Below are 19,547 nucleotides of genomic sequence, written 5' to 3' on the forward strand. Positions count from 1 at the left end.
TTAGTGGATACGCTTACCAAAGCGCGCAAACATACGCGCTAAGGCTGGAATTAAGATCAAGGCACCTAACATGTTCCAAAGGAACATAAAGGTCAGCAAAATCCCCATATCCGCTTGGAACTTAATCGGCGAGAAGATCCAGGTTGCCACACCGATGGCCAACGTAAGGCCGGTGAAGCCAACCGCTTTACCTGTGTTATCCAGCGCGTACTTGTAGCACTCGTTTAAGTGCATACCACGGTCCAGACCTTCTTTGATCTTGGCGTAGATATAGATACCGTAATCCACCCCGATACCAACACCCAATGCAATTACAGGTAAGGTGGCCACTTTCACACCAATACCTAGCATGGCCATCAAGCCCTGACTCATAATCGTGGTGAGCGCTAGCGGCAGCACAATACAGGCAACAGTGCGGAGACTACGGAAGGTGATAAACACCAACACAATCACCACGCCATAAACCCACAGCAACATTTTGTATTGGGCTTTCTCAATCACCGAGTTGGTCGCCGCCTCAATACCTGAGTTCCCCGCAGCCATCAGCAAATCAAGCCCTTCTTGTTGGAACTCAGCGTTAAAGCTATCGACCGCATTCACCACTGTTTTCAAGGTTTCAGCTTTGTGATCATTCAAGTAAATAATGATCGGCGCCATCGAACAGTCAGGGTTAATAAGCCCCGGCGGTGTACGGTTGGTATTGGCATTCAATACGTATTGGTTACGGTTTAAGCTAAACCATTTGAGGTTACCTTCATTCAAACCGTAGCCGCCCATCTTCGCGACGTAGACCACAGATTTGACGTCTTGAACACCCGGAGTGTTTTGCATATGCCAGCTAAAGCGATCCATCACCTCGAGGTTGTCATAAGCAATACACTGCGAGGGTTCCGTCGCTGCCATCACCACAAAAATATCGGTGCTTGAGCTGTAGTTATCAACGATAAATTTGTTATCAAGGTTGTAACGGCTGTCAGGGCGTAACTCTGGTGCGCCTGCATCGAGGTCACCAATCTTCATGTTCTGACCTTGCCACAAGCCCCACGACAGACCAACCAAAGCAACGACCAATGCACTATATGCCCACTTCGGCTCTGAGAAGCGCTCAAACATGGTCAGTACTGGATGGTCTTGATTGCGAACCTTCTCACTGTACTTACGGCCGCGCTCAGAAATGCCCGTATAAGACATTAAAATTGGCAGCAAACCGAGGTTGGTTAAAACCACAACAGCAACACCAATACTGGCAGCAATCGCTAAATCTTGAATCACGGCAATATCAATAACCATCAAGGTGGTAAAACCGATGGCATCGGAAATCAGCGCAGTTAGACCTGCAACATACAAAGCTCGGAACGCTAAACGGGCTGACATGACTTTGTCGTGCCCTTCGACCCGATTCGCGCTCATCGCATTAATGATTTGCACACCGTGGCTGACGCCAATGGCAAAGACTAAGAAAGGTACCAGCATCGAGTAAGGGTTAATGCCGCTACCAATCAAGTTGATGATACCTAACTGCCACACCACCGCGATAATCGAGCACAACAGCACGGCAAACGAACTGCGCCAGCAACGGCTGTACGCAAACAACATCACCAAGGTAATGATAATCGCAAGTAAGAAGAAGGTACCGACCTGCATTGCGCCATCAATCAAGTCACCGATGACTTTGGCAAAGCCAGTAATGTGGACTTTCACCGTGTCGGATTGATACTTATCCCGAATGCGTGTTTCGAGCTCTTCTGAGAAGCTCTTGTAATCGAGCGCCGCGCCGGTTTCCGGGTTGGTCTCAATCAAAGGCACATAAATCAGTGCTGATTGGAAGTTGTTGGCCACCAAGTTGCCCACTTCACCAGAACGTAAAACGTTGGCACGTAACTGGTCTAACGAGGCTTGTGAGGCATCCCAGCTGTCAGGGATCACCGGACCGCCAACGAAGCCTTCTTCAGTCACTTCACTCCAACGGACGTTAGGCGTCCAAATACTCTTCAAACGCGCACGGTCAACGCCAGGAATCGCATGCACCTCATCGGTAATTTCTTGTAAGGTCTTTTGAAACTCAGCGGTAAAAATAGAGCCTTCGGTATTCTCAACGGCAATCCGCACCACGTTACCTAAACTGGCAAGATCATCGCGGTAGTCAAAATAGTTTTGAATGAACTCGTGATTGGTTGGGATCATTTTCGCCAAGCTGGCTTCTGGGCGTACTTGGCTAGCCTGCCAAGCTAAGAAACCAGTGACGATTACGAATAACAACACCCAAAATGGGCGGAATTTAAAGATCAAGCGCTCCAGAAAAACGCCTTTATCCATCGTTTGAGGAATCTGTTGCGACATCTTATTGCTCACCCTTCTGCCCTGACTGTGGCTGCGCTAGACTCAATACGCCGCGCTGCCCCACCAAAATTAACTCGCCTGCGTCGGTAACGGCGATGGCTGACACGGCCGCACCACTTGGGTGACTGTCTTTGTGTAATTGTCCTGCGGCATCAATAAAGGCAACCACACCCGCATTGCCGGCAAGATAAACGCCACCCGTCGGGGCGTTAATGACGCTGTTAATATTTACCGCATCACCGAGGGAGATTGCACTAAAGGATGCGCCTTGGTCATCACTGACAAAAATATTGCCACGTAATCCAACCAGCCATAAACGCTGCTCGGCATCGACATGTACGTCGAACAACGAGCCATAATAAGGAGAATCGAGTGTTTCCCAGCTTGCACCGCGGTCAAGGCTGCGGAACAACTGACCCGCCTCACCGGTTAAATAAAGCGTATCCCCCGCCGCTTCAAAGGCGTTTAAGTGATAACCGTCAGGGTTCTCAATCGCTTGATCGCGAATGGTCCAACTGGCACCACCATCATTGCTATACAGCAACGCGCCATAGGCACCACTGACAAACACTTCATCGGCACTCAGGGCAACAACATCTAGGAAAGGTTTGGTCGGGCCCTCTTCTTTCGCAAAGTTCGCGTTATCAAGTTGGAACAAGGCGTCATCTAAAGCAAAGGTAAGATCGTCTTCGGTCGCAGCATCGTCATCTTCGGTCAGTGCGTCAAGTTGCGCTTCAAGTGTCGCAACCTTTTCTTCGTAATAGGCGACTTGTAAGTCAATATAGCCAAAGCCATCCAGTTGGCGGGTCCAGGTTAAACCGCCATCAGTGGTGTTAAGTACGACACCATGGTGTCCCACTGCCCAGCCGATGTTCGTCGTTGCGAAATCTACGCTGGTTAAAAAAACACTGGTCGGAACCTCTGCTTGTTGCCATTCTTGGCTGGCCTTTTCGCGTGTGACTATCACACCGTAATCACCTACTGCGACCCAGCGCTCTTCGGTGGCTGCGATATCGGTCAACACCGCTTGCGTCGCCTTTGGCGCCGTCATCGCCGGTGCATAGATAACGTCATAGTCCTTTACCTGCGCGTCTTGTGCCGTTGCGCTTAAGCTCAGCAGCAACGCAGCACTTGCACAGACCGTAGCTCTTACCATGGAACCCTCGTGCGTATTGTATGTCTTAGAATTGTTATGTTTACTGTTGCAAAATTATCGTAAGCCGTACATGCTATGGATCAATTTAGACAGGTCAAACCAGCTCATACCTTACCGTGAGACGCAAGTAAACGCTAGTATTAGCTGGGTATTTCGGTTTATTATTTTTTGTTGTAGCGTGAGCTAAATATTAAGAACAAACAAGGACAAGCAACCATGAATAAATTGATGCTGAAAGCTGGGGTTTTCGCACTATCAGTGGTGTCAGCCAGCGTAATGGCAAAAGTAACCCCGGAAGAGGCGGCGCGCTTAGGCAACGACCTCACCCCTATCGGTGCAGAAATGGCAGGTAATGCCGACGGTTCAATTCCGGCCTGGACCGGTGGCTACAGTGTCGACGCTGAAGGTGAAATTCCTGCGCGTCCTGCAGACCCTTTTGCTGATGAGCAAATTCTCTTTACCATTACCCACGATAACCTCGATGAGCACAAAGCCATGTTATCGCCGGGCCAAATTGCGATGTTCAATAAGTATCCTGACTATAAGATGAACATCTACCCGACGCACCGTACTGCGGCATACCCGCAAGAAGTCTACGACGTCGCCAAGAAAAACGCAGTCAATACCGAGCTTGCTGCCGGTGGTAACGGTCTTGAAAACTTTGACCGTCACGTGCCGTTCCCTATTCCAGCAAACGGCTTAGAAGTCATTTGGAACCACATTACCCGTTACCGTGGTGGTGCGGTTGAGCGTTTGGTGAACCAGTTCCCGGTACTTGAAGATGGTAACTTCGTACCAGTACTTTTGCGCGAATCTTTGGTCTTCCCTGAATACTTGAAGAGCGGTCGTGAAGAAGCGGACGACAACATCTTGTTCTACTTCATGCAAGAAGTTCTCGCACCAGCACGTCAAACCGGTACCGTACTTTTGGTTCACGATACCATTAACCAAGTAAAAGAAGGTCGCCGTGCGTGGTTGTACAACGCTGGTCAGCGCCGTGTGCGTCGTGCACCAAACGTTGCTTATGACGGCCCAGGTACTGCTTCTGATGGCCTGCGTACCTCTGACGGTCTTGATATGTTCAACGGCGCGCCAAACAAGTACAACTGGGAGTTGGTCGGCAAGCGTGAAATGTATATTCCATACAACAACTTTAAGTTGATGGACCCAAGCTTGACCTATGAAGACATCATTAACCCAGGCCACATGGATCAAGACTTGGTTCGTTATGAGAAACACCGCGTTTGGGAAGTGAAAGCAACCTTGAAAGACGGTGAGCGTCATATCTATCAAACGCGTCACATGTACTTCGACGAAGATACTTGGACAGCGACAGTCATCGATCATTACGATAGCCGTGGTGAGTTATGGCGTGTAGCTGAAGCCTACAATTCACAGTTCTACTACCACGACACGCCGTGGATGGCAGCAGAAGCATTGTATGACTTGAACTCAGGTCGTTACATCATGTTAGGCCTTGCGAACGAAGAGTCAGAATACATGAACTTCGATATCGAGCCAGAGCGCAGCGACTTCAGTACCTCTGCTCTACGTCGTAAAGGTATTCGTTAAGCATTTACGTCATGCATCAAAAAACCCCGCGCTTGCGGGGTTTTTTATAGCTAGCTTTCCGTAGGCGCTTAGGTATTGCGCTCTAAACGCGCTAACAAGCTTGAGGTGTCCCAACGCGCACCGCCCATCTGCTGAACTTCCGCATAGAACTGATCGACCAATGCCGTTAACGGCATGCTTAAACCATTGCGCTCACCTTCTTGTAAGGCAATTTTGAGATCTTTGCGCATCCAGTCCACGGCAAAGCCGTGGTCATAATGATTATCCCACATGCTTTGGTAACGATTTTGCATCTGCCAAGAACCCGCTGCACCTTGGCTGATCGCGCGAATTAGGGTGTCGGCATCAAGACCAACTTTGCGCGCGAGCTGTAAACCTTCCGCCAACCCTTGTACGACACCAGCGATACAAATTTGATTGACCATTTTTGCCAATTGACCATGCCCCGCAGGCCCCATAAACTCCTGCGTCTTACAGTAACTCGCAAGTACCGGCTGTACGTCATTAAAGGCTTTTTCGTCACCACCAATCATAGCGGTTAATACGCCGTTTTCCGCGCCCTGCTGCCCGCCAGAAACAGGCGCATCGAGGAACAACGCAACGCGCTGGTGCACTTGCTCAGATAACTCACGCGCTAACTCGGCGGAAGCCGTGGTATGGTCAATCACAACGGTATTCTCAGCCAAACTCGCGAGCAACCCGTCGTCACCGTAGAATACGCTACGAACATCATCATCATTACCCACGCAGACCATCACCACATCAGCACCGGCAACAGCCTCACGTGGCGTTTTTGCAGCGTTACCACCATATTGGTCGACCCACTGCACGGCCTTTGCAGCTGTACGGTTGTAGACCGTGGTTGCATAGCCTTGTCGTTGCAAGTGGCCCGCCATCGGGTAGCCCATTACGCCAAGTCCAATAAATGCACACTTTGTCATTGCTTTTCTCCCAAGTTCTGTTGATTAAGGACAGCACCCTCGGGCAAGCGCACCAGCAAGGCGTTAGGAACTAACGTTACGGTGAGCGGACCTTCTACTGCTAACGGATCGCCGTCGATTTCAATGGTATTGTGGCTGTCGCCAAGTTGATAATGGGTGGTTTCATAACAATGCAGTAAGGCACTTTGTTGCGGGCGCTTACGCAAAATCCACCACAGCGCGTTGACTTGTCGCCAACGCGCTACTTTAGGTACTTCAATAATGCCCAGTTGCTGTGCGCTCAACGCCGTTGGATACACGGTAATGCCACCGCCTATGGTGGTATTTACCGCGGCGACCTGAAACTCCCACACGCGTTGCTGCGCGTCAGTAACTGCGCAACGCTTACTTGGTCGCCGCCACAAATAACGCAGCAACGCGAGCGTGTAACTGTAGCGACGTAACCAGGTTTTACTGAACTGTGACTGCAACTGTTGCAAGGCAACGCTCAGGCCGGCGCCGGCATGATTCACAAAGTAGTGCCCTTGCACTTGCCCAATGGCCCGCGCGGTAACTTTGGTGTCAGCCGACATGCGCCAACGCCAACGCTTTAAGCCTAATGCTGAGGTAAAATCATTACCGGTTCCCGAGGGTACAACACTCATCGGTATGCCACTATGTGCCAAGGCTTGGGCGGCAATATTGACACTACCATCACCACCAATGACGAGGCATTCTGCTGCTGCAGGTATCCCCTGTTGCGCGACCCATGCCCGTAACTGACCGATATCGGTGTAGCGACATGGCGAGCTTGCAAGCAGTGTTATCGCAGCGCTTGGCAATTGTTGCTGCCAATAGGCTTGATAGGCGTGCGCATAGCGTAAGGCACGGCGCGAGCACGACTTTACATAAATAAGAACTGCATTAATCTGCATGCACAATTTGCCAATGTTGATAGCGCCCCAAAGCTGCAAAAGGTGCTTGTTGGTTGTACTTCATCTCCAGCCGTAACAACTGCTCAAAGCGCTCGCTGGCGGCATCGCGATCACGCAAGTAGTCATGGAAACAGCGTACTCCTGTCCGCTGCAGCACAGCCAATTGTGCGGCCGCGAGCCATTGCTCCATGGCGGCGGGTGCGATCGGCTGCTGCGGGCTCATGCGTACGCGCTTTTTCACCACCAGTTCAGCCTCGACATAATCAAAATTACCAAACACCATATTGGCCATAATTTTAGCGTCGCGATTATAGAACATCAGTGACAAAGTACCCTTTGCCGCCAGCAAGCTTTTCAACACCGCGATCGCCTGCTCCGGCTGCGCCAACCATTCCAACACCGCATGGCACAGCACGACATCAAACGTCTGTCCGCGCAATAGCTCAGGCAATTGCTGTAAGCTTGCCACATGGTAACTGTACTGTTCAGCAAGATCGTGCTGTTGATGTCGCCGCTGGGCCGTCGTTACCATTTCTGCGGAAATATCAGTATGGACAATGTTGTGTCCTTGCTTAGCAAAGGCTTCAGAGAATTGACCAATGCCACCGCCGACATCAAGTACACGAAGCGGTGTCGCGCGTTGAAAAAGCGGCGCCAAATCACGCTCCAACACAGCCAGCCGCAACTGACCTTTGGGCGTCGCGTAAATATTCTTCGCAAATTTCTGCGTGATCCCTTCAAAACTCTGGTCGTTAGCTTTCTTGCTCATGCGGGACTGTCGATATCAATAAAGTGATGTTCAAGGTTGAAGGTCTCAGCGAGGTGCTCGCCGAGCGCCTTGATACCATAGCGTTCGGTGGCGTGATGTCCCGCGGCAAAAAATGCGATGTTTTGCTCACGGGCGCTGTGTACCGTAGGCTCTGAGACCTCGCCGGTAATAAAGGCATCACAACCTGCGGCCGCAGCGGCATCAATAAAACTCTGGCCACCGCCAGTACACCATGCCACTCGCTTGATCGGCTGGGCTGTGGGAATGCTGCAGACAAGCGGACGTTGCAATTGTTGCTCTAATAGTTGCCCAAGCTCGTCCGCCCCCATCGGCGTGGTCAAATCACTGTACATCACCACGCCTTCTGGCGCGCAATCCATGAGCGCTTGGGGTTGTGGCCAGCCCATTAGCTGCGCCAGCTGTGCGTTATTACCAAGGGTCGCGTGGACATCGAGAGGGAGATGAAAAGCAAACAAATTCAGGTCATGTGCCAACAGCGCCTGCAAACGACGTTTTTTCATACCTTTAATCGCTTGCGCTTCGCCTTTCCAAAAATAGCCATGGTGAACCAATAAGGCATCGGCTTGCAACGCAATGGCTTGGTCAACCAAGGCTTGGCAGGCGGTCACGCCGGTAACGATACGGCGAATGCTGTCACGACCTTCCACCTGTAAGCCATTCGGGCAATAATCCTGAATACGCTCAAGTGCTAAAACGTCGGCCAAATAACCTTCCAATTGCTTCCTTTCCACTGCAATTCCCTCTCTTTTTTAACAATTGCGCCAAAAATTAGACATAGTGTGCAAAAAACGGTATAAAACTGTAGAACTTTTACCCAGAATGCAAAGGATTTATCCATGAGCAAACTTGATAAAGACCAAGTCATCGCTGATTTTACCGCAGCTTACGAAAAGGCTCACGGTAAAAAGCCAACCATCGAAGCAAAAAGCGGTTGGTATAGTGTTGATGGTGGCAAAAATATCCGCTTAGCACAACTTGCGGAAGAAGCTGAAGCTCTTGCTGGTGGAGCGCCTGCTGCTCCGGCTGCGAAAGCAGAGAAAAAAGCGGCACCTAAAAAAGCTGAAGCGAAACAGCCAGCGAAGAAAAAAGCTGCAAGCAAAAAAGCTTCGAGTGGTGGTCTTACCGCCCGTGAACTGTGGCGCCAAAAACTCGAGCAAGGCGCGACCTCGTCACGTCTGCCACGTGGCAGCTAAGCACATTAGCACCTACCTTGAACGCAAAAAGCAGCTCATCGAGCTGCTTTTTTTATGCTGGAGCAATACTTCTGCGGTTACTTTTTGCCTATATACAGGGTTATTTCCCCTACCGGGAGACCGTACTTGTACATGGTTGTCCGATTGATCATATTGTCCTCGTCAACGAGATACAGCCAATCATCGAGTTTCACCGAGAAAGGTTCGCCGTCTAACTCAATAGTCAGCACGTAAGTCCAATTCAGCACATTACCGGCCACCTCACCTTCGGCAACGCCCTCAACATCACTAGCACGCCCTTCGTAACGATCAGGCCCGGTTTTGGTTAACTGCCAGACCCGCTTTTGCGTTGAACCGTCAGCATAATAGAACGTTTCATCCAAAACACCCTCGTTGCCTTCCCAGCTACCCACGATGTCGGCGCTAAAACGTTGCACCACTTCGTCACTGTAGTCTTGTACGATACCGTAGGCTTCGAGCTCACCGTTGAAGAACTCTTCGAGTTTGAGATGGGGCTGTTGGGCTTTATAACTCTCAAGATTGGTGGAACAACTCGCTAGCACCAACAACACTGGCACCCAAACGAATCTTTTTAAAAATTTCATGAAGCATCTCCTACAAGCTCGTCACGCTCCTCACGAAAACGTGATTTCGGACTTAACCAAATGGCTAAAAAGTCTTCCGTAAACTGCGCCGATGGAATGCGGCCTAGCTCGCCTTGATTGTTATAAAAAACACTTGCGCCAGCATCATCTTCGACCAGCATCAAACAATCGCCATTGCTCACATCTGGCCACATGGTGCGTAATTGAACCAACCATTGCTGGTGCTCCTCGGTCAGTTCAATCTCAAGCTTTTGCCACTCGTCGGCGGTGGTATCGACCAAATCATCAGCACTTATTTTGCGTAGGTAATTCAATTTCAGCGCCCGTTGTTCATAGGTTTCATAATTACCGCTATCAGTATATAAAGCAGCATCATAAACATCCCAAAACCACACGCTGAGCCTTGTTTGACCGACTTGCTGCAAAGGTTCGATAGGCTCAGGGATACAGGCCTGAGCTACGCCTGAAAGCACCAGAGCGCTTGTTACAACGAGCGATTTAAGCATGTTTCACTCTCCTTTTACGCTGCATTAAGCCTGCAAAAAAAACCATATAGAGCGCCCATAAAACACCGTATAGCAGCCACATTCGCCACTCCTCGGTCAACAACTCGGCAGCACCCAGTCGTACACCAGCGGCGTAGGTTAAGGGCCCAAACGCTATGCCGATAAGTGCAGCCAACCAATACCGCCCAGCGAGCCAATCCAAGGTGGTGATCGCCATTGCCGGGAAACCACACCAAAGCGCAATCAACCACCACGGCAACAGCCCCGCACCATCAAACACAAGGGTGCCGCTGGCGACCACCACAGCTTCCAGCGCCAGGCCTAACCCCAGTAAGACTGTGTAGTGCTGCCAACGAAACTGTGGGCTACGCACGCTGAACAGCACTTGCACTAACGCGACTGAGAAGCCGAGCGCGAGCCAAGGCTCGCGACCGACAACAGCGACAAACCACACTAAATCAAACCAAAACAGTCCGGTGAGTCGGCGTATCTGTGGGCTCGTGATAAGTCGCTGTAGCATCCAAGCGCCTAAGATTTCGTGGCCACGAGCTGCACTGCGGATACGCTACGCTCACGGAAGCCGCCTTCGCAATAACATAGATAGAAATTCCACAAGCGCCCAAACTGCGCATCATAGCCGTGTGATTTCAGTCCTTCATGCGCAGCATTAAACTTGGTCCGCCAATCGGCGAGCGTTTGCGCGTAGTCAAGACCGATATCACTGACATTACGCACCACCATCGACGTATGGCGAGTAAACATTTCGGTCATCATAGTCAGCGAGGGCAAAAAGCCACCTGGAAAAATATGTTGCTGAATAAAGTCGACCGAACGGGCATAGCTCTTCATGCGTTGGTCGGCAATGGTAATGGCTTGTAGCGCAAACTTGCCTCCGGGCTTTAACAGCCGACTGCAGGTTTTGAAGTAGGTCGGCATAAACTGTCGCCCTACCGCTTCAATCATTTCCACGGACACTAATTTATCGTACTGACCTTCCAAATCACGATAGTCTTGTTTGAGCACCGTCACTTGCTCCGCAAGCCCTTCGCTCAAAACTTTGGCTTTAGCATAGCGATATTGCTCGTCCGAAATGGTGGTGGTGGTGACTTTACAGCCGTAATGCTTGGCGGCATAACAAGCAAGCCCGCCCCAGCCGGTGCCGATTTCGAGCAAATGATCGTCGGGGCTAAGCTCTAGACTGTCGCACAAGCGCTTTAACTTGTGTTGCTGTGCGGTCGCTAAATCCGCGCCAGGCTCAGGATAGACCGCGCTCGAGTACTGCATGGCTGGGTCTAAAAACGCTTGATAGAGGTCGTTACCCAAATCGTAATGGGCAGAAATGTTTTCTTTCGCTTGTTGTTTATGATTGCGACGGCGCCAGTGCTGAAACTTCTGCCACGGCAACAAGATCCAACTAAAACGCGCTTCAAACGCATCTAAGGCCGGCAGGTTACGGGCAAACAGACGAATCACCTGCGTTAAATCAGGGGTTTCCCACGCTTCATCAACGAAGGTTTCACCGGCAGCAATACTGCCCCCGAGCAATAACCGACGATAAAACGACGGTTTCAACACGTTAATCTCCGCGCGTAAATCACTATGCTCGTTACCGAAAGTTCCGATCAATTGGCCTTGTTCTTTTAATACCACGAAACCTTGTTTAAGCTCGGCAAGCAAGCGTAATACGGCCTTTCGCGCCCATCGCTCGGTCGTGCTTGCCTGTTGCATCGTCATCACTGCTGATTCTGTATTCATCTTGATTCCGAAGTTAATGGTTTTTATTTGGGTGGTCGTAAATTGGCGTGCGCTTCAGCCATAAGCGTAAGGCCTGCCAATAAATTGCGCCAACCGTTGTTATGGTGTTGATTGGATACCTAAGTAATACGCGCCAAATGGCTGGTCGGTTCAATTCTTGTCGCTGCAACCGTAACGTGGCGATAAAATGGCGCTGCTCTTTCTCAGCACTGAGCTGAATCATACTGTTGTGTGCCGGTGTTGCTTGGGGTGCTTTAATCTGCCAACGGTACCGCATATCGATGGGGTTAAAGGGCGACACATGAAAGGCTTTATCGTGCTCCAGCGGCGCCTTTAAATCGACCAGGTAATAGTGCCGTTCATTCCACGGTGTATTACTTACTTCTGCGAGCATATGACTGTAGTCGCCATCCTCCGCGGGCGCCAAGAAATAGCAGTTGATGGGGCTGAAATAAAGCCCAAAGGTGCGTAGGTTACCGAGAAAAAAGACCCTTCCAGACAAAGACTCGCCGGCCAATGCACTCATTTTCTCCAGCACAGCGTCGGCTAAAGCCCCCTCACTACCGGGTAGGTAATCGGCACGGCGGAACCAAAGCGGTGCAAACCCCCGGGTTGAGAGCAAACGACTTTGCTGATGCAACTGTTCCAGCTCATCAAGTGCGAACCACCATTGCGAGGTAGCGTAATCAAAGGCGTGCTGCGTCGGCCGCAAGCGCCGATGGTAAACCCGCCCTCGCAAAATAGCGCTACGCAAGGTGCCACTCCACGCCGAGGCGACGCACGACATCGATGGCACTACGCACGCCATCCTCGTGGAAACCGTTATACCAATAAGCGCCACAAAAGTGGGTATGCCCCACGCCACAGATCTCTTCACGACGCTCCCGTGCGTGCATTGAAGCCACGCTGTACACAGGATGCGCGTAAGTGAATTTTCGTAAAATGCGTTCCGGCTGAATGGCGTCGGTGTTGTTCAAGGTCACACAGAAGGTCTCAGGCGCTTCAATTCCTTGCAAAATATTCATGTTGTAGGTGACTGAACTCGGACGTTGTTGCGCGTCAGCACCGCTATGTAGCAGATAGTTCCAGCTCGCCCACGCGCGGCGTTCACGTGGTAAAAGTCGAATATCGGTATGCAGTACCACTTCGTTATCTTGGTACGGGATTGCTCCTAAAACCTGTTGCTCTGCGGCGCTCGGCGTAGCTAGCAAAGCTAACGCTTGGTCACTATGGCAGGCTAAAATTACCTCATCAAAATCTTCCAAGCGCCCATCGGCGAACTCTAAGGTGACCGCGGCTTGACGCCCTGGGTACTGACGATGCACCTGCCGAATCGCACTATTGAGGTGGACACGCTCACCCAAGTGGCCAATCAATGGCGCAATATAGGCTGAAGAACCGCCTTCGATGGTCGCCCATTGTGGCCGGTCGGCAATATTTAATAAGCCATGGTTTTCGAAAAAACGTAAGAAAAATTCCAGCGGGAATTTGGCTGCGTCCTCAATGCTCGCCGACCAAATCGCCGCGACCATGGGCAGTAAATAGTAATCAGCCACAGCCTGAGGAAGCTCTTGTACCGCCAAAAATTCACCCAGTGTTTGACCATTTAAATGCGCACTCGCATGGGCTTGCTTAGCGCGCTTGTTGAACGCCACAATGCCGTTTAGCAAGCGGTAAAACGACGGCCGCAACAGGTTCTTCCGTTGCGCGAATAAAGTGTTTAACGAGTGCCCGTTGTACTCTAAGCCAGAGACAGGATCGCGGACACTGAAACTCATCTCAGTATCACGCCAGCGCACCCCAACTTTCTTCATCAGTGCTCGAAAATTCGGATAAGTACGGTCATTGAGAACAATAAAACCAGTATCGATCGCGTAACTTTGCCCCGCTACCTCAACCTCCACTGTGTGAGTGTGGCCACCAAGATAATCATTGGCTTCAAACAGGTGTACCTCATGCTTGTCATCAAGTAAATGCGCACAGGTCATCCCTGCAATACCACTACCAACGATAGCGATCTTCATACAACTTCCTTCTGTAAAGGTTAACTTAAGCGTCGCGAAAACGCTTGCTGCCAACGTTGTGGCAGACGTGACGCAAATTTCAAAATGAGGCCAAACAGCCGTGGGAAGGTAATATCAAAAGTGCCTTTTGCAATACCACGTCGAATCGCTTTCGATGCGGTCTCCACTGACACTTGCATGGGCATTTCAAAATCATTTTGTGCCGTCATCGGGGTTTCAACGAAACCCGGGGAAACATGCAGCACCTCAATCCCCCGCTTGGCTAAGTCGATACGCAAACTGGCGGCGATGTAATGCACCGCAGCTTTTGAAGCGCCATAGGCTTCAGCGCGAGTAAACGGCAGTAATCGTGCGGTACTACCAACCAAGACCAAGGTGCTGCCCTTGCTCAGTTGCGGCAGTAACGCTTCGACGCAACGCATGGTCCCGATCACATTCACATCAAACACCCGCTGAAACAGCGCGGCATCGAAGTGCTCGACATCAAGGTACTCACATACCCCCGCAGCAAGGATAACTAGATCAATATTGGTGTAGGTGGAGAGCGCACGCTGGGTCGCATCAGCGTCTGCAATATCTAGGGGTTGCCCAGCGATGTGTTCTGGATATTCGTTGTGCAAGGTCGCCAAAGCCTGTTCATTGCGCCCACAAGCAACCACATGGTGGCCCGCAGCCGCATAATCCCGAGCGAGCTGCTGACCAATCCCCGACGTTGCGCCAGTAATAAGAATATTCATGCAGGCACCAAGCGTTGTTTTACTTTACGGGTTAAAAAGCGCATCACCGGCACATGCTCGTAGACCATCGCGCCCATGTCATAGTAGTCACGTTGCAGGATGATCTTGTCATCATCGAACTCCAGATGACTCACGCCTGGCACCACAATCTCGTGACCGCCAGCCAGCTTCGGGTGTTGCAAACGCATGTCCCATTGCACAAACGCATGCCGCCCCTGTTGTGCTTCGATGCTAAAATCAAACTGACACTTGTCAACGCCCTGCATGGTGTGGCGGAAATAGTCTTGTAGCGCTTGCAGGCCCTGCACTTGATGCACGGGGTCAATAAAGGTCACGTCGGCGTGATAAAGCTCACCTAGTTGTGCCATCGCACCATCGTCGAAATTGTCGTAAAAACGGCGCAACCGCTCGATGATAGCGTTATTGGCCGAACTTGAAGCCTTGTCATCACGCATCCTATGTCCTCCAATTTAATCCATCGCTACAGCGCTTTGAACTTACGTAAAAAATCTTCCCGAGCCTTGCTGTGATCCACAATAGGTTGAGGATAATCGACTTGCATCACGCGCACCCAATCACCAGGTTCATGGATTTTCTTTACTGGGCATTCGCTTAACTCTTTGACATAAGTACGAATGTAGCTGCCATCCGGATCAACTTTCTTACTTTGCGAAGTTGGATTAAATACACGGAAGTAAGGTACAGCGTCGGTACCGGTTGAAGCGCTCCATTGCCAACCACCGTTATTGGCAGGAAAACTTCCGTCAATCAGATGGCGCATAAAAAAGGCTTCGCCCCAGCGCCAATCAATATGAAGGTCTTTCACCAAAAAGTTCGCCACGATCATCCTTACTCGGTTGTGCATCCAGCCCTCATCACGCAGCTGTCGCATCCCGGCATCGACAATCGGATAACCGGTACGTCCCTCGCACCATGCGGCAAATTGCGCTTCATCGTTGCGCCACTCGAATTGATCAGTGTGAGGTTGAAAAGCTTTGCCGTAACTCAAGCGCGGTTCAAACAGCATCAGGTGTTGATAAAACTCACGCCACGCGAGTTCACTCAGCCACGTTTGCGCGCCTTCGTTCAGACCTTGTGGAAAATTAGGGTTACGTTGTTGCAATTGGCGCGCGGCCGTTACTGGCGACAGGATGCCAAGCTCAAAATACGGTGATAGCTTCGAGGTACTATCAAGTGCAGGCAAATCTCGTTCATCCTGATAACGATCCACCTGTTGCTCGACAAAGCGGAGCAACTGTTGATAGCACGCCTCCTCACCCACCACATAAGCACTGCTGTCACGACGTTCATAGTCCAGCGTTTGGGGGAATTCTGGGCATTCAACCGCGGCTCGAGATGGCTTTGGGTACGGCTGGGCAAGCCCGGTTGCGGCGATATGTGCCAACCACGACCGGTAGTATGGGGTGAACTTTTTATAATAATCCCCCGCTTGGGTACGCAACACCGGCGGCACAATCACTAAGCCGTGAAAGCTTTGCACCGCGATGTCATGCTCGTTTAGCCAGCTTTGCACTGCGCGATCGCGACGCTGCTCATCAAGCGGATACTCAACATTCCAAACCACTTCACTGATCTCGTGTTGCGCACATAGCTGCCGTATGACCTTAGGTGCTTCTTGCCAGTCGTCAATGGCCACCAGCTGCAGCGCAATCCCCCACGCGGCGGCGTCGCGTTGCAGTGTTTCGAGATGTCGCCACAGCAGATCCACCTTAATTGGCGCCCAGTCATGGCGTTGCCATTGCTTGCTGCTGTATAGGTAAACGGCGTGCACCTTTTCATTTGCATCAACCTGCTGCAACACGTGCTGTACTGCAGGGTTATCATGCAGACGTAAATCATTCCGAAACCAAATCATCTTCGCCATTAGATACCGTACCTCAACTTTAAGTCTTTCGGATAAGGATTGAGGTACCGCTGACCTGCAAGATAGTCGTTGGGGAACTCTCGTAAGTAGTGTCGTAATAGCGTTAACGGCACCAACAACGGTTCATGACCGGCACGATAGGCCAAAATGCTGTCCGTCAGCTCGGCTTTTTGCGCTGCGCTCAGCTGTTCAGAGAAGTAGCCTTGAATGTGCTGTAACACATTGGTGTGATTCGCGCGCGTCGCAGGCTCAGCCAGTGCTTGCATAACCTTCTCGATGTAGCCACGCGTGAAGTCATCGGTCATCTCCTGCTGGTCAGCAACCCAGCGCCCTAAATCACGATACAGCTGTTGATTATGGGCTAATAGCAACAGCTTAAGGCTGGTATGGAACTGCAGCAGCGCGGCCTTAGTCAGCGGTTGTGGGAGCGTTTGCCAAGCAGCATAAACAAATACGCGCATGACAAAGTTTTCACGCAACAGGGGATCATTTAAGCGACCATCTTCTTCCAAGGGAAGTGCGGGATAACGTTGCTGCAGTTGCGCGGCAAAAATGCCCGACGCCTCCTTACGTGCATGCCCGGTTTCTAAATCATAAAGCTTTACACGCTCCATACCGCAACTCGGCGACTTGGCGCAAAGAACGTAACCGCTAATCGTTTCGATGTGCGGTGTTGCGCGTTCCGCAAAGGCAATCAAGCGGTCGGTCACATCCTCACCGGTTTTTGGCACCACAGCGCGAGTGCCATTCGCATGCTTTTCTAAGCGAATGGTTGGGCGTGGTACCGGCATTCCGATCCCCACCTCTGGGCACAATTGCACGAACTCGACATGCCGCCCAAGCTCATCCGTGCAAAAGGCTGAGCGTTTGTGTCCACCATCATAGCGCACCTGCTCACCCAACAAACATGCACTAATTCCAACTTTAATGGCTACCATTCTCTTCCTCATTATTAGGTTGCTGCTGATGCATTACGCGAATACGTTAAAAAAGTTCATTCACAGGGATCTGAACTACTGTCTTAAACGTAACCACAATCAACAAGTAACTCAAGAAGCTCATTACAAGGGGTCCGTGCAATGGCTCAGAAACTGCACAATGTGCCACTTTTCCCGCTTTCCGGTCATGTTTTGCCGGGCGGCAGCATGCGTTTGAAAATATTCGAACCCCGCTATTTGCGGATGGTACGCGAGGCTTGTGGTCAAGAGCCGAGCGGCCTTATCGCCATGGCGATGCTCAACAACAAAGGCGAGGTAGCCCACAACACGCACATTCACCCGCTCGCGACGCTCGCCAATATTGTTGATTTTGAACAACGTGATGATGGTTTACTTGGGATCACGGTCCAAGGCGTGCAAGCGTGTCAGCTTCATACCATTACCACCGACGACGATGGCTTGCGGCGCGGTACGGTCGTACCTATTGAGCATTGGCCGAGAGCAGCCCTTAGCCCCGAGCATCAACACCTTGTCGACGGCCTGCGCCACGTATACCAAGAGTATCCTGAACTCGGTATGTCGACTGACGATAGCGGGTTTGCGCACGCCGACTGGGTCTGTCTGCGTTGGCTTGAGATTTTACCGATTGACGCAGAGGTAAAACAGCAGTTGCTACAAACTGATACATGTACCCCTGCGCTGCATTATTTATCCGAGTTGGTGCAAGCCAGTGAGCAGTCGCAGTGATCCACTTGACTGGAACTCACGTAACAAAGATTGAATGAAACCATGGAACAACTTGAGGCATCGACCAGCAGGTACTATTATGCAGGCTGTGATTGAAACTAGAAAACGGAACCCCATGTCCTCTGCCCAGTGTGATGACGCAGAGCACGCAGCCAAGCTTTTAGCTTTGGTCGCGAGCGAGCAGTCTCGTCAAGCTTTCAGCGAACTCTTTCGATTTTTTGCACCTCGGTTAAAAGCCTATGCCACGCGCCAATTTGGTAACGATCAAACCGCGTCAGACTTAGTGCAAGAAACCATGACAAATGTATGGAACAAAGCGCATTTGTTTAATGCTGAAAAAGGCTCGGCGGCGACTTGGATTTTTACCATCGCCCGTAACATTCGCTTTGATTTTTTACGTAAGAACAAGCACCGCCAACATGATTTAAGTGCTGATGATTTGTGGCCTGTTCTCGACGACGCGAGCTTTGTCACTGACGATGAAGCAACCTTGGATGACACCGTCTTAATGCAACAGTTGGCACTTTACTGTGAACAGCTGCCCCCTGCACAACGCGATGTTATTCGAGCAATTTATATTGAGGGACGTTCTCAACAAGAGGTTGCGGATGCATTTGATGTGCCCCTTGGCACCATCAAATCGAGAACCCGCCTAGCCTTACAGAAATTGAAAGAGTTGATGATTAGCGATGATTAAATTCCACCCAACAGAACAGCATTTGGTCAACTACGTTACTGGCGATTTAACGCCAGCGATGTTGATGATGGTTGGTGCGCACGTGGACATGTGTCCGGTGTGCCAAGAGCATGTACGTGACATCGAAACCGAACTAGCCAATAAGGTGCTCTTCGCTTCGATACCGCAGATTGAAACGTCTTCTGCAGACTTAGACATGCTTGAACAAATCATGGCGCAACCACCGCAAGCTGGCTCAACTCCCCGTCCGAGCCTGCCGTCGTACGAGATTTCTTTGGAAGGTCAGCGTTTCAAGTTGCCCCCCACCCTTGGTCGCACGCAACAGCACATTGGTGATTGGCAGAAAATGTTCGGACAACTCTGGCGCGCCCCAATTCAGGTTGGTGGTGACGACGTGTTGACCTTGTTATACATGGACAAGCACACCAAGGTGCCAGAGCATACCCACAAAGGCCGTGAAGCAACCTTAGTCTTAAATGGGGTATTCAACGATGAAACCAGCGATTATCGCGATGGTGATTTCATGTTGCTTGATGACAGTGTGAAACATACGCCACAAACGCGAGATCATGACTGCCTCATTATCTCAGCGCTTGATGCACCGCTTCAGTTCACCTCGGGTTTGAGCCGACTCCTAAACCCGTTCAGCAGCTTGTTCTTCAAATAAGCGCCTGTCTGCTATCCTCTCGCACAACAAAAAAGAGCCACTAAAACGTGGCTCTTTTTTTGTCGTTACGGCAGCATAAC

21 protein-coding genes are annotated in these 19,547 nt (G+C 50.8%); 5 read left to right on the plus strand and 16 right to left on the minus strand.

The annotated features are described in order from the left end of the window. Together G535_RS0112125 and G535_RS13650 are read right to left on the minus strand one after the other, a co-directional pair. Nucleotides 1-2,340: an efflux RND transporter permease subunit gene (locus tag G535_RS0112125; RefSeq protein ID WP_051207214.1), complete on the minus strand. Its 2,340-nt coding sequence runs from the start codon at nt 2,338-2,340 to the stop codon at nt 1-3. Nucleotide 2,341: 1 nt separating this feature from the next. Next, nucleotides 2,342-3,496, minus strand: a complete 1,155-nt coding sequence (locus tag G535_RS13650) for a YCF48-related protein (RefSeq protein WP_051207217.1) — start codon at nt 3,494-3,496, stop codon at nt 2,342-2,344. Between the two features lie 216 nt (nt 3,497-3,712). Here G535_RS13650 and G535_RS0112135 point away from each other — a divergent pair, with 216 nt between their 5' ends. Then, nucleotides 3,713-5,068 carry a DUF1329 domain-containing protein gene (locus tag G535_RS0112135; RefSeq protein ID WP_026862298.1) on the plus strand — a complete coding sequence of 452 codons (1,356 nt, stop codon included), beginning with the start codon at nt 3,713-3,715 and terminating at the stop codon, nt 5,066-5,068. A 68-nt stretch (nt 5,069-5,136) separates the two neighbouring features. On the opposite strand, the gene G535_RS0112140 is transcribed toward G535_RS0112135, so the two are convergent. From G535_RS0112140 to G535_RS0112155, 4 genes are read right to left on the minus strand one after another with little or no spacing between them, the layout of a single operon-like run. After that, nucleotides 5,137-6,009 carry an NAD(P)-dependent oxidoreductase gene (locus tag G535_RS0112140; protein ID WP_026862299.1) on the minus strand — a complete coding sequence of 291 codons (873 nt, stop codon included), beginning with the start codon at nt 6,007-6,009 and terminating at the stop codon, nt 5,137-5,139. Then, nucleotides 6,006-6,923 (minus strand): diacylglycerol/lipid kinase family protein, encoded by a 918-nt coding sequence (locus G535_RS0112145; RefSeq protein ID WP_026862300.1) that lies wholly within the window; start codon nt 6,921-6,923, stop codon nt 6,006-6,008. Before G535_RS0112145 ends, G535_RS0112140 begins: the two co-directional genes overlap by 4 nt. Further along, nucleotides 6,913-7,692: a methyltransferase domain-containing protein gene (locus tag G535_RS0112150; RefSeq protein WP_026862301.1), complete on the minus strand. Its 780-nt coding sequence runs from the start codon at nt 7,690-7,692 to the stop codon at nt 6,913-6,915. Before G535_RS0112150 ends, G535_RS0112145 begins: the two co-directional genes overlap by 11 nt. Continuing rightward, entirely contained in the window at nt 7,689-8,450 is a 762-nt protein-coding gene (locus tag G535_RS0112155) for a Nif3-like dinuclear metal center hexameric protein (RefSeq protein ID WP_026862302.1), read from the minus strand. Before G535_RS0112155 ends, G535_RS0112150 begins: the two co-directional genes overlap by 4 nt. A 99-nt stretch (nt 8,451-8,549) precedes the next feature. On the opposite strand from G535_RS0112155, the gene G535_RS0112160 reads away from it, so the two are divergent. Next, complete coding sequence (locus G535_RS0112160; RefSeq protein ID WP_026862303.1) at nt 8,550-8,906, plus strand: hypothetical protein; 357 nt, start codon at nt 8,550-8,552, stop codon at nt 8,904-8,906. Between the two features lie 77 nt (nt 8,907-8,983). Here the strand turns inward: G535_RS0112160 and G535_RS0112165 are convergent, their stop codons facing one another. The 10 genes from G535_RS0112165 to G535_RS0112210 are packed head-to-tail and all read right to left on the minus strand — an operon-like array spanning nt 8,984 to nt 17,356. Continuing rightward, on the minus strand, nt 8,984-9,511 hold the full coding sequence (locus G535_RS0112165) for a DUF3833 domain-containing protein (RefSeq protein WP_026862304.1): 528 nt from the start codon (nt 9,509-9,511) through the stop codon (nt 8,984-8,986). Next, nucleotides 9,508-10,017, minus strand: coding sequence for a chalcone isomerase family protein (locus G535_RS0112170; protein ID WP_026862305.1), 510 nt, complete (start codon nt 10,015-10,017; stop codon nt 9,508-9,510). The genes G535_RS0112165 and G535_RS0112170 overlap by 4 nt, the downstream gene beginning before the upstream one ends. Continuing rightward, a complete protein-coding gene (locus G535_RS13655; RefSeq protein WP_051207219.1) occupies nt 10,010-10,537 on the minus strand; it encodes a DUF2878 domain-containing protein in 528 nt (175 codons plus the stop codon). Before G535_RS13655 ends, G535_RS0112170 begins: the two co-directional genes overlap by 8 nt. A gap of 8 nt (nt 10,538-10,545) precedes the next feature. Then, nucleotides 10,546-11,772 (minus strand): SAM-dependent methyltransferase, encoded by a 1,227-nt coding sequence (locus G535_RS0112180; protein WP_051207221.1) that lies wholly within the window; start codon nt 11,770-11,772, stop codon nt 10,546-10,548. A gap of 13 nt (nt 11,773-11,785) precedes the next feature. Further along, nucleotides 11,786-12,559 (minus strand): DUF1365 domain-containing protein, encoded by a 774-nt coding sequence (locus tag G535_RS0112185; RefSeq protein WP_241970434.1) that lies wholly within the window; start codon nt 12,557-12,559, stop codon nt 11,786-11,788. Beyond that, the gene (locus G535_RS0112190) at nt 12,519-13,796 is read right to left on the minus strand and encodes an NAD(P)/FAD-dependent oxidoreductase (RefSeq protein ID WP_026862308.1); all 1,278 of its coding nucleotides are present in this window, start codon (nt 13,794-13,796) and stop codon (nt 12,519-12,521) included. Before G535_RS0112190 ends, G535_RS0112185 begins: the two co-directional genes overlap by 41 nt. A 20-nt stretch (nt 13,797-13,816) precedes the next feature. After that, the gene (locus G535_RS0112195) at nt 13,817-14,533 is read right to left on the minus strand and encodes an SDR family NAD(P)-dependent oxidoreductase (protein ID WP_026862309.1); all 717 of its coding nucleotides are present in this window, start codon (nt 14,531-14,533) and stop codon (nt 13,817-13,819) included. Further along, a complete protein-coding gene (locus G535_RS0112200) occupies nt 14,530-14,988 on the minus strand; it encodes a nuclear transport factor 2 family protein (protein WP_034728148.1) in 459 nt (152 codons plus the stop codon). The genes G535_RS0112195 and G535_RS0112200 overlap by 4 nt, the downstream gene beginning before the upstream one ends. Nucleotides 14,989-15,014: 26 nt before the next feature. Continuing rightward, nucleotides 15,015-16,418 carry a deoxyribodipyrimidine photo-lyase gene (gene phrB / locus G535_RS0112205; RefSeq protein ID WP_026862311.1) on the minus strand — a complete coding sequence of 468 codons (1,404 nt, stop codon included), beginning with the start codon at nt 16,416-16,418 and terminating at the stop codon, nt 15,015-15,017. After that, complete coding sequence (locus tag G535_RS0112210; protein ID WP_026862312.1) at nt 16,418-17,356, minus strand: YbgA family protein; 939 nt, start codon at nt 17,354-17,356, stop codon at nt 16,418-16,420. The genes phrB and G535_RS0112210 overlap by 1 nt, the downstream gene beginning before the upstream one ends. 141 nt (nt 17,357-17,497) lie before the next feature. On the opposite strand from G535_RS0112210, the gene G535_RS0112215 reads away from it, so the two are divergent. The 3 genes from G535_RS0112215 to G535_RS0112225 all read left to right on the plus strand — a co-directional run bounded on the left by G535_RS0112215 (nt 17,498) and on the right by G535_RS0112225 (nt 19,467). Next, nucleotides 17,498-18,103 carry an LON peptidase substrate-binding domain-containing protein gene (locus tag G535_RS0112215; protein ID WP_026862313.1) on the plus strand — a complete coding sequence of 202 codons (606 nt, stop codon included), beginning with the start codon at nt 17,498-17,500 and terminating at the stop codon, nt 18,101-18,103. A gap of 115 nt (nt 18,104-18,218) precedes the next feature. Then, nucleotides 18,219-18,800: a sigma-70 family RNA polymerase sigma factor gene (locus G535_RS0112220; RefSeq protein WP_241970433.1), complete on the plus strand. Its 582-nt coding sequence runs from the start codon at nt 18,219-18,221 to the stop codon at nt 18,798-18,800. Beyond that, nucleotides 18,793-19,467 (plus strand): ChrR family anti-sigma-E factor, encoded by a 675-nt coding sequence (locus G535_RS0112225; RefSeq protein ID WP_026862315.1) that lies wholly within the window; start codon nt 18,793-18,795, stop codon nt 19,465-19,467. The genes G535_RS0112220 and G535_RS0112225 overlap by 8 nt, the downstream gene beginning before the upstream one ends. Nucleotides 19,468-19,547: the final 80 nt, after the last annotated feature.

The sequence above is a fragment of the Pseudidiomarina sediminum DSM 21906 genome, from assembly GCF_000423165.1.
Classification (GTDB): domain Bacteria; phylum Pseudomonadota; class Gammaproteobacteria; order Enterobacterales; family Alteromonadaceae; genus Pseudidiomarina; species Pseudidiomarina sediminum.